General features: G+C 52.0%; 11 protein-coding genes. 7 read left to right on the top strand and 4 right to left on the bottom strand.

The window, feature by feature from the left end:
• Positions 1–99: 99 nt before the first annotated feature.
• Positions 100–1,059 (bottom strand): sugar-binding transcriptional regulator, encoded by a 960-nt coding sequence (locus H6F94_RS24565; RefSeq protein WP_190804915.1) that lies wholly within the window; start codon positions 1,057–1,059, stop codon positions 100–102.
• A 650-nt stretch (positions 1,060–1,709) separates the two neighbouring features.
• Here H6F94_RS24565 and H6F94_RS24560 point away from each other — a divergent pair.
• The 7 genes from H6F94_RS24560 to H6F94_RS24530 all read left to right on the top strand — a co-directional run bounded on the left by H6F94_RS24560 (position 1,710) and on the right by H6F94_RS24530 (position 9,701).
• Positions 1,710–2,525 (top strand): MIP/aquaporin family protein, encoded by an 816-nt coding sequence (locus H6F94_RS24560; protein WP_190804914.1) that lies wholly within the window; start codon positions 1,710–1,712, stop codon positions 2,523–2,525.
• Positions 2,526–2,581: 56 nt separating this feature from the next.
• A complete protein-coding gene (gene glpK, locus H6F94_RS24555; protein ID WP_190804913.1) occupies positions 2,582–4,075 on the top strand; it encodes a glycerol kinase GlpK in 1,494 nt (497 codons plus the stop codon).
• A 180-nt stretch (positions 4,076–4,255) separates the two neighbouring features.
• The gene (locus tag H6F94_RS24550; protein WP_190804912.1) at positions 4,256–5,851 is read left to right on the top strand and encodes a glycerol-3-phosphate dehydrogenase/oxidase; all 1,596 of its coding nucleotides are present in this window, start codon (positions 4,256–4,258) and stop codon (positions 5,849–5,851) included.
• Between the two features lie 282 nt (positions 5,852–6,133).
• Positions 6,134–7,159 carry a zinc-binding alcohol dehydrogenase family protein gene (locus tag H6F94_RS24545; protein WP_190804911.1) on the top strand — a complete coding sequence of 342 codons (1,026 nt, stop codon included), beginning with the start codon at positions 6,134–6,136 and terminating at the stop codon, positions 7,157–7,159.
• 108 nt (positions 7,160–7,267) lie between these two features.
• Positions 7,268–7,645, top strand: a complete 378-nt coding sequence (locus H6F94_RS24540) for a lysozyme inhibitor LprI family protein (protein WP_190804910.1) — start codon at positions 7,268–7,270, stop codon at positions 7,643–7,645.
• Positions 7,646–7,660: 15 nt separating this feature from the next.
• The gene (locus tag H6F94_RS24535; protein WP_190804909.1) at positions 7,661–8,419 is read left to right on the top strand and encodes an SDR family NAD(P)-dependent oxidoreductase; all 759 of its coding nucleotides are present in this window, start codon (positions 7,661–7,663) and stop codon (positions 8,417–8,419) included.
• A 28-nt stretch (positions 8,420–8,447) separates the two neighbouring features.
• Entirely contained in the window at positions 8,448–9,701 is a 1,254-nt protein-coding gene (locus H6F94_RS24530; RefSeq protein ID WP_190804908.1) for an alpha-L-fucosidase, read from the top strand.
• Positions 9,702–9,717: 16 nt separating this feature from the next.
• Here the strand turns inward: H6F94_RS24530 and H6F94_RS24525 are convergent, their stop codons facing one another.
• The 3 genes from H6F94_RS24525 to thrC form a co-directional block, all read right to left on the bottom strand.
• Positions 9,718–10,656 carry a Tic22 family protein gene (locus H6F94_RS24525; RefSeq protein WP_190804907.1) on the bottom strand — a complete coding sequence of 313 codons (939 nt, stop codon included), beginning with the start codon at positions 10,654–10,656 and terminating at the stop codon, positions 9,718–9,720.
• A gap of 307 nt (positions 10,657–10,963) precedes the next feature.
• Positions 10,964–11,191 (bottom strand): hypothetical protein, encoded by a 228-nt coding sequence (locus tag H6F94_RS24520; protein WP_190804906.1) that lies wholly within the window; start codon positions 11,189–11,191, stop codon positions 10,964–10,966.
• Between the two features lie 255 nt (positions 11,192–11,446).
• Entirely contained in the window at positions 11,447–12,850 is a 1,404-nt protein-coding gene (thrC, locus tag H6F94_RS24515; RefSeq protein WP_190804905.1) for a threonine synthase, read from the bottom strand.
• Positions 12,851–13,177 lie beyond the last annotated feature (327 nt).

Genomic DNA, 13,177 nt, shown 5'->3' with positions numbered 1-13,177 from the left:
TGCTGTTTTAGTACAAGACGCCTTGAAATCCTCTCACGGCTGGGCTTTTTGTCCCGTTGAAAACGCAACTCAATCAGAACTTCTCATTAAAACTTCCTATTAAAACTGTAGTAAAGCTCTGGCAGTCGGTTCATCAACGATCAACTCATTCATGAAGCGCCCTATTAGGGCCGCATGCAACCCACGAGCTTTCCCTAAACCTGATACGACACATAACGCGTGATTTGCTTGTTGGAAAAGTGAAAGGTTTGGACCGGTTGCCCGCTTATTTAAGGGAATATCTTGATAAGTGCCATCCTTGCGGAAAAAGACGGTAGCAATGTCGCCCACCACACCCTCACGGTCAAGTTCTTCAAAATCCTTAGCTTCTAAATAGCCCTCCGCATAGACGTAGCTGGGAACCCGAGCGCCTGCTGCACCAACGCTGTACACCAAGAGATTGGCTCGCTCTGTTAGCTCAATGAGACGCAGAACTGAGCGCTCCTGCCACATGGCCTGCTTAGTCTCTGGATAGTCAAAAAATGCAGGTACAGGGAAGAAATGGGCCCGCGCACCGTAATTTTGAGCAAAGCGGCTGTAGATCTCGCTAGTGTAAAAATTGCTAATCGTGTAAACGTTGCCTGAGCCGTTAAGTTGAACAATATCTACGTTAGTACAGCGTTTAGGGTTCAGTTGACGGGAGATGGCATCGAGCGTATTTCCCCAAGCCAGGCCTACGACCATTTCTGAATGGATGAGCCCATTGAGATGATTGGCAGTGAATGTTGCGACGCGTTGCAGCCACTCCTCCTCATCGGAATTGGGGGGCACAGCTACCACCTTGACTTGGGAAATACCATAACGCTGCTGGATATCGTGCTCAAGTTTTTGAGGTCCCTCTTGGGGGTCGTGAATTCGAATTTCGACTAGCCCACTTTGTCGAGCATGAGCGAGTAGACGCGACACTTTTGGTCGAGAAAGTCCTAGCTCTTGGGCGATGCCTTCAGTGGTCAAACCTTGGTAATAGTACAGTCGTGCAACCTGCACGGCAAGCGTACTTTGGTCTTCAGCATAATTCATAATGCGTTCTGATTGAACCGGCCAAAATCATACAACGATGTAGCGATAGGTAGGGATACAAAAGGACGTTAGCTAATGGCAATATCCACAGAGACTAGTTGATTAACTCGTCGATTAACTAGTTGTTTAAATCATGACTTGTGAAACTACCAGGGCACAGAATTACAACCTCAGTCTACAAATAACAGCTGAGAAAAGCATAAATCAGAATACATAAATCAGAACACAAATATCTAGCTTCAATTTCACTGCTCGGGTTGGATCTCAAAGCAGTGGCACCGGCTGAACAGGGCTCAGTGATCCAAGCCTAGCTATCTAAATTAAGTCCTGGGAGCTGGGCAACCGGACTTCGACCTATTCTTGTAATCTTGCTTAACATTCCTCTGGGTGGCCTGCTGACAGCGGCTCCGAGTGTTTATTGCAGGCTGGCCTCCACCCCACTGACCAGCGTTTTACCTCAAGCTTGAACATTTGTTCAGAGCCATTGACGTGTTGTTCAGGTCGGGATATCGTCCGAATATAGGCATTTTTAAGCGTGATGCCAGGAAGAGTAGGGTCGCCGATGGGCTCTCACCATCCGCTTCCGTTGGTCACCCGTCAGTTTGGCTTTGACTAATTCTTCAGAATAAATACCTCAAAGGAGATACGTGATGAGGTTCAAGAGAAGTCAAGAGTTTGTATCAGAATTTCTCGGCACCCTGGTGCTCATCCTCTTTGGGTTGGGTGTCGTTGCAATGGTTACCCTGTTTCCCAGCACGCCTGTCATTCCTGCTGAGGTGATTAAGGGCGGGTATACCAATATCGTTTTGGGCTGGGGACTAGCTGTCATGATGGGGGTTTATGTCGCGGGGACTGTGAGCGGTGCCCATCTCAACCCTGCTGTTACGATTGCCCTCGCCGCTACTGGGCGCTTTCCCTGGGCGAAAAGTGGATATTACATCCTGGCGCAACTCCTGGGTGCGTTTGCTGGTGCCGCGATTGTCTTCGCGGTTTACTACGCCAAATGGATACAGATTGATCCGACTTTGGAGCATACAGCAGGGGTGTTCTCGACCTTCCCAGCAGTCCCTGGTTTCTGGCCAGGCTTCATCGACCAAGTTGTCGGTACAGCATTGCTCATGGGTCTAATTTTGGCGATTGGCGATAAGAATAACGCCCCTCCAGGTGCGAACTTAGGACCATTCATGGTGGGCTTAGTGGTGGTTGCCATTGGCATCAGTTTTGGCGGGATGCATGGCTACGCGATCAATCCGGCTCGCGACTTCGGTCCACGCCTATTTAGTGTGATTGCAGGCTTTAAAAACAACGGCTTTATTGGCAGTAACGTCTGGATTGTGCCAATTATTGCCCCAATCATTGGAGCTTTAATCGGTGCGGTTATTTACGACTCATTGATTGGTCGGGCGCTCAGCCGTGCCCAGGCTAGACAAGTCTATAGGCAGGAAATGGAGCAGATTCACCAATAGTCAACTTGTCAATAATCAGCTTGCCAATAGCTCACTGTAAGAAATAAGAGGTATACATGACCCAGTACATCCTGGCTTTCGATCAAGGCACTACTAGTTCACGAGCGATTGTATTTAACCAAAACGGTGATATTCTCACGACTGGTCAGAAGGAGTTCCGGCAAATTTTTCCGCAACCCGGTTGGGTTGAACATGACGCCGATGAGATTTGGTCCTCTCAACTGGGTGTCGCCAGCGAAGCGCTGGCTCGCATTGGCATCCGGGCCAGTGATATTGCTGCCATTGGCATCACAAATCAACGCGAAACAGTCGTTGTTTGGGACCGAAAAACGGGTCAGCCAATTCATCACGCTATCGTTTGGCAAGATCGCCGCACAGCGGACTACTGCAACCAGCTAAAAGCTGCCGGACACGAGCCAACGTTCCAAAACAAAACAGGTCTAATTATCGATGCCTATTTCAGTGGCACAAAGCTAAGGTGGCTACTCGATCAGGTGCCTGGAGCACGTGAAAAAGCGGCGCGAGGCGAACTGGCGTTCGGGACGGTTGACTCCTGGCTGGTGTGGAAACTGACTGATGGCGAACTGCACATCACGGACGTGACAAATGCCTGCCGAACCTTATTGTTTAACATTCACACTGGCGAGTGGGATGACGAGTTGCTCTCGATCTTGGATATCCCCCGTTCTCTCTTGCCTGAGGTGCGCAGCTCTTCGGAGGTGTATGGCTACACTGGCGAGGGCATCCTAGGCGCACGCTTGCCGATTGCTGGTATTGCTGGGGACCAACAAGCAGCAACCTTCGGTCAGGTTTGCCTAGAACGCGGCATGGCCAAAAACACCTACGGCACCGGCTGCTTCATGCTGCTCAATACTGGCAGCAAGCCGATGACGTCGTACCACAAACTGCTCACTACAATTGCTTGGCGGATTAATGGCCGTATAGACTACGCGCTTGAGGGCAGTGTCTTCGTTGCAGGAGCCGTGGTGCAATGGCTGCGCGATGGGCTAGGCATTATCAAGAACAGTGCAGATGTTGAACCGCTGGCCCTGAGCGTTCCCGATAATGGCGGGGTTTACTTTGTGCCTGCCTTCGTCGGTTTGGGTGCGCCGCATTGGGATAGTTACGCACGTGGCACGATTGTCGGCCTGTCACGGGGCTCGACTAGTGGTCACATTGCCCGTGCTGCCTTAGAAAGCATTGCCTACCAAACCGCAGATGTGCTCGATGCTATGCGCCAAGACTCTAACCTGGCACTCTCTGAGTTGCGGGTGGATGGTGGCGCTTCGCGTAACGATCTGCTGATGCAGTTCCAAGCTGATGTTCTGGGTGTGCCGGTTGTGCGTCCTAAGGTGACAGAAACAACGGCTTTGGGAGCTGCCTATCTGGCAGGGCTCGCCGTTGGCTATTGGCAGAGTGAAGAACAAATCGCTAAGCAATGGCAAGTCGATAAGCGCTTTGAACCAAATATGAGCACCGACCAGCGCGATGCCTTGCTTGCCTCATGGCGTCAGGCTGTCGAGCGGGCGAGATGGCAGGAAGTGGTCTAAATGATCTCATCCCAGATCTCGTCCTAATTCAAAGCTGCCTGAATGAAGCCCAAATGAAATTTACAGGGGTAATCCCTTGTGATTGCCCCTATGAAAAACACCATTCTCGCTAAGCTGCCACGGTAAAGACTTCGCTGCAAAGACTTTTATGAACACGTCAATCGTCTCAGGAAACTGACTATGAACGCACTAATCAATCGTGAGAATTTGATCGCTGCCCTTCGTCAACCTGATGTTTGGGATCTGATCGTAATTGGCGGGGGCGCTACGGGTTTAGGAACTGCGGTTGAGGCAGCCAATCGTGGCTATAAAACTCTACTTTTGGAGCAATACGACTTCGCTAAGGGCACGTCCAGTCGTTCTACCAAGTTGGTACATGGTGGTGTTCGCTATCTGGCACAAGGCAACATTGGCTTGGTCCGCGAGTCGCTCCGCGAACGTGGACTGCTTCGCCGCAACGCACCGCATCTCGTGCGTGACTTAACGTTTGTCGTTCCTGCCTACACTTGGTGGTCGAAGTTTTTTTATGGGGCAGGTCTCAAGGTCTATGACATTCTGGCTGGAAAACTGGGTTTAGGGGCTAGCCACTTCTTAAGTAAACGAGAAATCCTGGCTCGTATGCCAACCTTGAATCCCCAGGGGCTCAAAGGCGGCATTGTCTATCACGATGGGCAGTTCGATGACTCTCGCCTTGCGATTGCACTGCTGCGTACTTTTTTAGATTACAGTGGCATCGCCTTGAATTACTTTCCAGTCACAGGTCTACTGAAACAAGGTGAACGGGTCACAGGGGTCTCTGCTCGAGATACTGAAACCGGCGAGCGATTCGAGTTACAAGCGCGTTCAGTGATCAATGCCACGGGCATTTTCGTTGACACTGTGCGGCGCATGGATAACCCAAATGTGCCCGATATGCTTTCACCGAGCCAGGGCATTCACCTGGTCGTGGATAAGCGGTTTCAGCCTAGTGATAGTGCGATCATGATTCCCCACACTGAAGATGGACGAGTCTTATTTGCGGTGCCCTGGCACAACAAAGTTGTGATTGGCACAACCGATACGCCTGTCGAGCACGTTGCCTTTGAGCCGCGTCCCCTTCAGGAGGAAATTGACTTTATCCTGCGCACAGCTGCTCAGTATCTGGCTAACCCGCCAACTCAACAAGATGTGTTGAGTGTGTTTGTCGGTCAACGGCCACTGGTGAAGCCCGAGCGAACCGCTGGGGCTGGCTCAACCGCCTCTCTCTCCCGTGATCATGTAATTCGCGTGTCTGGATCTGGGTTGATTACGATTACTGGTGGCAAATGGACGACCTACCGCAAAATGGGCGAGGATGTCGTCGATCAAGCCATGCAACTGGCTAGGCTGCCAGCCCAGGCTTCAACGACCAGCAACTTGCATCTGCATGGTTGGACGGCAACGCCCGAAGCTGAGCCTCTGGGCATGTATGGCAGTGATGCTGAAGCTGTGCGAGACCTGCCGGGTGCAGACATCTTGCTCCATGCACAATTGCCCTACCGAGAAGCAGAGGTTCGTTGGGCCGCTCGCTATGAACTGGCTCGTACCGTTGAGGATGTGCTTGCCCGCCGTACTCGCGCCCTGCTGCTCAATGCCAGAGCAAGCATGGAGGCAGCTCCCCGAGTTGTTGAACTGTTGGCCGAGGAACTAGGGAAGGATTCAGCCTGGCAGCAACAGCAACTTGAACAATATCGAAGCTTGGCGGAAGGATATTTGTTGAGCAATCCAGCTGTGCCTGCCGACTTCCAGAAAGTTTAAACCAGAAGGTCTAAAACCGTTCCCATTGAATTGCCTCTACATGGCTCAGAGAATCACTCCCTTCCACCGTCTACCAATGACCTCTAGGATTGCCTCAATAGCACAGCTATAGCGATGGCTGTATTCTCTATCTCGCACAGCCCCATCTCTACAGGATAACTTTTGATACTACCCATAAAATATGTGCGTACTTGTCAATCTCCAAGGTAGCTCCCAGAATCAAAGCATCACGCTTGAGCTTTGAGGCCCTATGCTCTCGCCAGAAAAACTATAGGAGAAACCATGAAGGCACTTGCTGTTTACCAATGTCGTCTCGCGAGTGATCCCAACTGTTTTACCGAAATCGATCTTGACCAACCTCAACTTGGTGCTAGAGATCTACTCATTCGAGTCAAAGCGATCTCTGTCAATCCAGTCGATTACAAGGTTCGTGCTTCCATCGTTGAAAAGCAAAGCACCCCTAGAATTTTAGGCTGGGATGCGGCTGGAGTTGTGGAGCAGGTTGGAGAAGCAGTGCAGTTATTCAAACCAGGCGATGAAGTGTATTACGCAGGTAGTCTCATTCGCCCTGGTAGTAACAGCGAATACCAGGCTGTGGATGAGCGAATTGTTGGCCGCAAACCGACCAATCTATCGTTTGAGGAAGCCGCCGCATTACCGTTGACTACGATCACAGCTTGGGAAGCATTATTTGAACGATTGGCAATCGAACCAAGCAAAACTGCCAAGAATCAAGCTAGTCACGTGCTGATTATTGGTGGTGCGGGCGGAGTTGGTTCAATTGCGATTCAACTAGCCAAGCAGGTTGCCGGACTGCAAGTGATTGCCACGGCATCCAGGCCAGAAACTATTGAGTGGTGTCAGAAGATGGGTGCTGATTACTGCATTAGTCATCGTGAAAAAAAGGATGAGCTCGCGAAATTAGACATTCAGGAGGTTGATTACATCCTGTGCTTCAATGACACCGATGGACACTGGAAGAGCATGGCAGAAGTGATCAAGCCACAGGGCAAGATTTGCTCGATTGTCGAAACAGCACAACCGCTTGATCTGAATCTAATCAAAAACAAGAGTGCAACTTTTGTCTGGGAGCTGATGTTCACGAAGTCTATGTATGCAACCGAGGACATACAATCGCAGCACGATTTATTGAACCAAACTGCAGAATTAATTGAGCAAAATGTCTTGAAGACAACCATGACTCAAAGCCTCGGTTCGCTCAATGCAGCAAATTTAGCAAAAGCCCATACGCAACTCGAATCAGGCAAGACAATCGGTAAGCTAGTGCTCTCTGGGATTGACAGCTAAACCGACAAAGCCTGTTCAGGCTTCAGCTCAAGGACTAATAGAGAGCTCTTGGGCTGAACTCTGTTCGTAACTATGCTCATAATGTTGGTATTCCGATTGACCAAGCTCATGCTGCGCTCTATTTCACTGGCCGTTGTTGTCGCTTTCCCTCTAGTACTAACTCCGACGCGGACGCTATTGGCACAGCAGCCTGATTGCAAGAATCCTCAAGGCACACCAGAAGTGCAGTTCTGCGCTCAGCAAGCAGCCGACGCCGCAGATCGGCAACTCAACCAGGTTTATCAACGCTTGATCCGACAACTTTCCGCCGCTGAACGCTCTCGCTTGGTCGCAGCTCAGCGGTCCTGGATTCAATATCGAGATGATGCTTGTGAGTCTGAAGGGGGAGGCCCGGACAGTGGCACCGGTCAATTCGCCAGATTCAGCGATTGCGTTGCTCGCTTGACTCGCCAACGTACTACAGAATTACAGCGCTATCCCCGTTAACCATGATTATCGAACATGATTGATTTGAAGGGAAAGGTCGTTCTGGTAACCGGAGCCTCCCGTGGTATTGGTGCTACCACTGCTCGCACGCTAAGTCAGGCTGGAGCCGATGTGGTTTTGCATTATGGCAGTAGCCGAAACGAAGCAGAAGCAGTGGCTGAACAGATAAGACCAAACCGTTGTCAACTGGTCTCAGCTGATTTAAGCCTGCCCGATGCCGCAACTGAATTGTGGCAACAAGCGATTAACTGGCAAGGACGAGTTGATGTTCTGGTTAACAATGCCGCTGTGATGCCGAGTGCTGCGGTAGAGGATGAATGGGAAATCTGGTCAGGGGCTTGGCAAACAACTTTACAAGTCAATTTAGTGAGCGTAGCCAATTTATGTCGAGCAGCAATTCAGCACTTTAGAAGCCAACAGGGCGGCATAATCATCAACGTTGCCAGCCGAGCTGCTTTCCGAGGCGATGGACCTGAGTACATGCATTACGCTGCGTCCAAGGGCGGGGTCATTGCGCTGACCCGCAGTATTGCCCGTGGCTTTGCCAAAGATAATATTCTTGCTTTTGCCATTGCTCCCGGCTTTGTGCATACCGAACGCATTGAACAAGTCATGCAGGAGCGAGGCGCAGATTATGTCACGCGAGATATTCCAATGGGAAAGCCTGCTCCGACCCAAGATGTGGCGAATGTGATTGCATTTTTAGCCTCTGGTTTGGCTCCCCACGCCACTGGCACCACAATTGACATTAACGGTGCCTCCTATGTTCGGTAGAATTCAGGTTCTTCAATAACCCAAGCGAATGATCAAAAGCTGGTTTAATACGGCTCGGTTTGGCATGTTTGTGCATTGGGGCCACAGTAGCCAGCAGGGTTGCGAGTTGTCCTGGCCTTTAGTGGGAGGTGTCTTCAGTTTGCCCTTCTGCACCGACATTCCAGTTGAGGAATATCAGCGGACGGCACAGACCTTTAATCCACAAAGTTATGACCCCCAACAGTGGGCTGCGCTGGCAAAACAACTAGGGATGCAGTACGTCATCCTGACTGCCAAGCACCACGATGGCTTTGCTCTATTTCACACCCGCCAGTCTGATTTCTCGATCGAGCACACGCCCTACCGCAAAGATATTGTGCGGGAATTCGTAACAGCGATGCGAGCCGAGGGCCTGCGTGTCGGCCTATATTTTTCTCTCATCGACTGGCATCACCCAGACTATCCCGCTTTCACCGAAGCCGATAAGCCCTATCGCTTTGGCCAGTTTCGACAGCCCAGCACTGAGCAGTGGCAGCGCTTCACTCAGTTTCTGTTTGCCCAGTTGCGCGAACTACTGACCGATTATGGCCCCATCGATATTCTCTGGTTTGATGGCGCCTGGGAGCGCACGCCGGAACAGTGGCAGACGGAGGCAATCCACAAGATGATCCGGGAACTGCAACCCGAGATCTTGATCAACGACCGCCTGCCGGGCTATGGCAATTTCGATACGCCTGAGCAATTTGTCCCAGCCCAACCCCCTGAGCGGAGTTGGGAAACCTGTTTGACCATCAATGAAAGCTGGGGTTATAACCCGGCTGATCGGCAGTTCAAGTCGGCCCGTCAGATTATCCATACCCTGTGTGAGGCGGCAGCAAAGGGCGGCAACCTACTGCTCAACGTCAGTCCGATGGGCAATGGCCAGATTCAGCCAGAGTTGCTGGAGCGCCTAGAGACAGTACAGACCTGGATGGCTCTGCATCACGAAAGCATTCTTGGCACGCAGCCAGGGCTGGAGCCCTGGCAGTTCTACGGTCCCTCAACCCGGAAGGGCAAGCGAGTCTATCTGCATCTGCTCCTGAAACCCTATGACAGCGTCACGGTTCGGGGTGTGCCGATCCGCAGAGTCAAGGGCGTCCAGTTGCTATCCAACCGCAAGCCACTGTCCTATACCAGTCGTTGCGCCATCCTAGATTCCTTTAGTCGAGATCCGCTGGGGGAACTGGTGATTGCCTTAAGTGAGACAGACCTGGACCCCCATGCAACTGTCCTAGCTATCGACTTCGAAGACGAGTCTGCCTGACTGAGCCTTTCCAGACCTAGCTTGCTGGTTTACTTGTCTTCAGACTTTGAGCCGATTCCACCTCAGCTCGGGAAGGCACGAATGTAAACTGCTGAGTCGTAGCCTTGGTTGCTGGGTCAAGCTCGGAACTAAGCACCTGGGTCAGGCTGGTGACCTCTAGCCGGGTTGACTTGGCAAGATCGGGTTGTTTTTGTTGCAGCTGATCGAGCAGCTTCTTGGCATCTTGCTGATCAAAGAAAAAGGGAATAGCACTTTTGCCGTCCCGGCTGATGGTGACGAGTCCCTGCTGGTTTTGGCTAGCTCCCTTGAGAAAGAACACAGGCACCCCGGAGATGCTTTGTCCCGACTGTCCATTGGCCTGCTGGATTTTGGTAGCGGCCTGCAGGCTTTCTGGATTAGGCCTGAATTGAAAAATCGGGCGTTGTTGACCACTTGGTGGGGCGGCACCTGGGGAAGCACTTCCTTGCGCAGGGTTTTGCTGATGAGCCAGCTGGAGCGCACGGCTCAATGACAGGGGCATGATCTTTGCCTCTCGCCCAACGCTGGGATTTTGGCTGCGGAGCTGCGTGAGGAGTTGCTGAGCTTCTTGATAGCTCAAGAAGAAGGTGACGATGGGAGCGCCCTGAGCAACCTGGGGCGATGATGCAGTAATCGGAGCACCCTTAGCATTCGCGAGTGTAAACACCGGAATGCCATCTAGTCGCTGCAGCACTTGATCTTGAGCCAAGGGAAGCTGAGCAGATGAAGTCGCCGAAGCTGAGGACGAGCCTGAAGCTGGAGAGGATGGGCTGGACTTGGGCGCGTCGGGTGCAGGACTGGCAGGCGCAGAGGCAGCAGAACTGGGTGCTTGGGTGGCCTGAGGAGAGGCTGGGGAACCCGTAGGTGGGCCCCCCTCACCCGTCGATTGAGGCGGCTGGGCAGAGGAGCAGCTCGTTACTAAAGTCACCAGGAGCATACTGAGCCAAACACCTGGGTTTCTATGGAGGTTTCTGGAGTGCTGCGAGTGCTGGGGAGAAGGGGCTGAAAGCATCTGGATTAGGTCCAAAATTGGTACGGCTCAAACTAAGCATCCGTAGAAGCTTCTCAAAGCTTGGGGATTGCAGCCCGGACCTTGAAACTTTATTCACTTTATTCAATGCAGCAATTTAACGGAGCAATACAATCTCCCACCACTTCGAGTTTTGAACTCAGGGTCCAGAGCTCAAACCGGTAGGAGGGCAAGCAGAGTCACTGCCCTAGCCCTTTTTCTATTCACAATTTATTTAATGGAGCTCTTCCCGGGCCTTCCAGCCTCGTTGCCAGCCGTCCAGGCTGAACAACCCCCACATATCCACCGGCAACTCCTCTCCTTGCAGACCCAAGAGGAAGGCTTCCCAGAAGCCGGTAAAGTCATGCTCAGCTGCTTGAGTTGCTTTTGTTGCTAGTTCAGTAGCTTTGGTTGATTTTTTGGTCAGTTCAGCCTGTTTAGGCAATTCGGTAGATGTATTCATAATTAGCCTGTTAGCGGTTCGTACCCGCTGGTGGGTTAGCCGCAGAGAAGGCTGTCATGCCGGCTCTGTGGCGTTTGAGCTAGCATTCTCGCTCAGGCTGTTTTATCCGGAACGATCTCCATAAGCTCAGCCCTCCGAGGTAGAGCTGCGTTTGCTCATTGCTGAGGTAGCGCAGCCACAGCTCTTACTCTTCTCTGTCCCCTTCTCTGCGACTATCCTGCCCTGGAACTCTTAACTGGTCTCTCAGCTGGCCTCTCAACTGGCCAGCGAGCTGGAAGTGCAGCCCAGAACAAACTCCTTCACCTGGCTATAGCTATTGGGCAAAACAGTAGTCCGTTCTTGGCGTTGGTGCAGGTCGGCCAGCCAGTCTGGTAGCGGTGGATGGACGCCTGTCGCTTGCTTGACAGCCTTGGGAAATTTGGCTGGGTGGGCACAGGCCAGGGACACCACTGGAATGCCGGGCTCAATGGCCCGTCCCGCTGCGGCAACGCCAATCGCGGTGTGTGGGTCAATTAGTTCGCCCGTTTCCTGGTACACCTTGCGGATCACTGCCAGGGTCTGATCGTCATCAAGGCGGTAGGCCTTAAAGGTTCGCTGTAATTGCAGCAGGCCTTCGGCGCTAATTTGGAACTTTCCGGATTGGCGAAAGCCGTTCATTGCTAACGCAACCTGAGCGCCATCCCGCTTGTAGTGGTCAAAGAGCAGACGCTCGAAATTGCTAGAAACCTGGATATCCATACTGGGGCTAATGCTGGGTTCCACCCCGGTGATACTCATGCTGCCAGTTTCAAAAAAACGGGTGAGAATATCATTTTTGTTGGTGCCGATGGCGAGATGCTTGACCGGTAGTCCCATTTGGGGGGCAACGTAAGCCGCAAAGACATTGCCGAAATTGCCAGTTGGCACTGCGAAGGAGACAGCGCGATGGGGTGCGCCCAGGGCAAGGGCCGCGTAGGCATAGTAAACAACCTGTGCCAGGATGCGGGCCCAATTGATTGAGTTCACCGCCGATAAATGGCGCTCTTGCCGCAAAGACATATCGCTAAACAGAGCTTTCAGCATGTTCTGGCAATCGTCGAAGGTCCCCTCCAGCGCAATGGTGTGGACATTGCTGGAGGCAACGGTTGTCATCTGCCGCCGTTGCACATCGGATACCCGACCATGGGGATACAGGATGATAATGTCCATGGTTGACTTATCCCGGCAGGCCTCAATGGCAGCAGAGCCAGTGTCACCGGAGGTTGCACCGATGATCGTCAGTTTTTTGGAGCGCTTTTCGAGTAGATAGTCGAACAGCCGTCCCAGAAACTGTAGGGCGTAATCCTTGAAGGCAATGGTTGGGCCATGGAATAGTTCTAGAAGCCAGTGATCATGGCTCAGCTGTTTCAGCGGCGCGATGGCTGGATGATGAAATTTGCTGTAAGTCTGTTGAGCTAAGGCCAGCAGCGTTGAGTAAGGGATGCTGCTGCCCACATAGGGCTCCATGATCCTGGCTGCCAATTCGGGGTACGGTAGCGTTGCCAGCTTTTGCCACTCGGCGGCAGAAAACTGTGGATAGCTTTCCGGCAGGTACAGGCCACCATCGCTGGCTAGGCCAGCTAGGACGGCGTCAGGAAAAGTGAGGGCAGGGGCGCTGCCGCGGGTGCTGATGTACTGCATTATCGTCTGCCCACGTCGAAGAAACAGAAAAGAGCGCAAAGCTTGGATGATAGATGATAAAGGAGCGGCGGGTTAATCGGTAGGGTTGTAAGAACTCTTTGAAAACGAAAAACTTTTGGCTCGCTCTGCTAAGGCTAGCTTTGGAAGCGGGTTCAGGGCGAACAGAGATTTGCACTTTTATGCAATCAAATTAGCCGATTAATAGGTATGGGTTGGCAGCAAAGGGGAATGTGTTAGTTACGAGCTTTGCGTAGATTGGATCTAGACAGAGATAGCCAATAGCTTGCTTATTAAAAGGAGCATTTCTAGCAATGCGATCTTCTTCAC

It is taken from the genome of Leptolyngbya sp. FACHB-261 (genome assembly GCF_014696065.1).
GTDB lineage: Bacteria > Cyanobacteriota > Cyanobacteriia > FACHB-261 > FACHB-261 > FACHB-261.
Note: the sequence above shows the minus strand (reverse complement) of the source record. Positions and strands in the feature narration are given on the sequence as shown.

What these genes read in the sequence shown, in the direction of transcription:
- H6F94_RS24565 (WP_190804915.1), bottom strand. Translation starts at nt 1,059, where the DNA reads ATGAATTATGCTGAAGACCAAAGTACGCTTGCCGTGCAGGTTGCACGA.
- H6F94_RS24560 (WP_190804914.1), top strand. Translation starts at nt 1,710, where the DNA reads ATGAGGTTCAAGAGAAGTCAAGAGTTTGTATCAGAATTTCTCGGCACC.
- glpK (WP_190804913.1), top strand. Translation starts at nt 2,582, where the DNA reads ATGACCCAGTACATCCTGGCTTTCGATCAAGGCACTACTAGTTCACGA.
- H6F94_RS24550 (WP_190804912.1), top strand. Translation starts at nt 4,256, where the DNA reads ATGAACGCACTAATCAATCGTGAGAATTTGATCGCTGCCCTTCGTCAA.
- H6F94_RS24545 (WP_190804911.1), top strand. Translation starts at nt 6,134, where the DNA reads ATGAAGGCACTTGCTGTTTACCAATGTCGTCTCGCGAGTGATCCCAAC.
- H6F94_RS24540 (WP_190804910.1), top strand. Translation starts at nt 7,268, where the DNA reads ATGCTGCGCTCTATTTCACTGGCCGTTGTTGTCGCTTTCCCTCTAGTA.
- H6F94_RS24535 (WP_190804909.1), top strand. Translation starts at nt 7,661, where the DNA reads ATGATTGATTTGAAGGGAAAGGTCGTTCTGGTAACCGGAGCCTCCCGT.
- H6F94_RS24530 (WP_190804908.1), top strand. Translation starts at nt 8,448, where the DNA reads ATGATCAAAAGCTGGTTTAATACGGCTCGGTTTGGCATGTTTGTGCAT.
- H6F94_RS24525 (WP_190804907.1), bottom strand. Translation starts at nt 10,656, where the DNA reads ATGCTCCTGGTGACTTTAGTAACGAGCTGCTCCTCTGCCCAGCCGCCT.
- H6F94_RS24520 (WP_190804906.1), bottom strand. Translation starts at nt 11,191, where the DNA reads ATGAATACATCTACCGAATTGCCTAAACAGGCTGAACTGACCAAAAAA.
- thrC (WP_190804905.1), bottom strand. Translation starts at nt 12,850, where the DNA reads ATGCAGTACATCAGCACCCGCGGCAGCGCCCCTGCCCTCACTTTTCCT.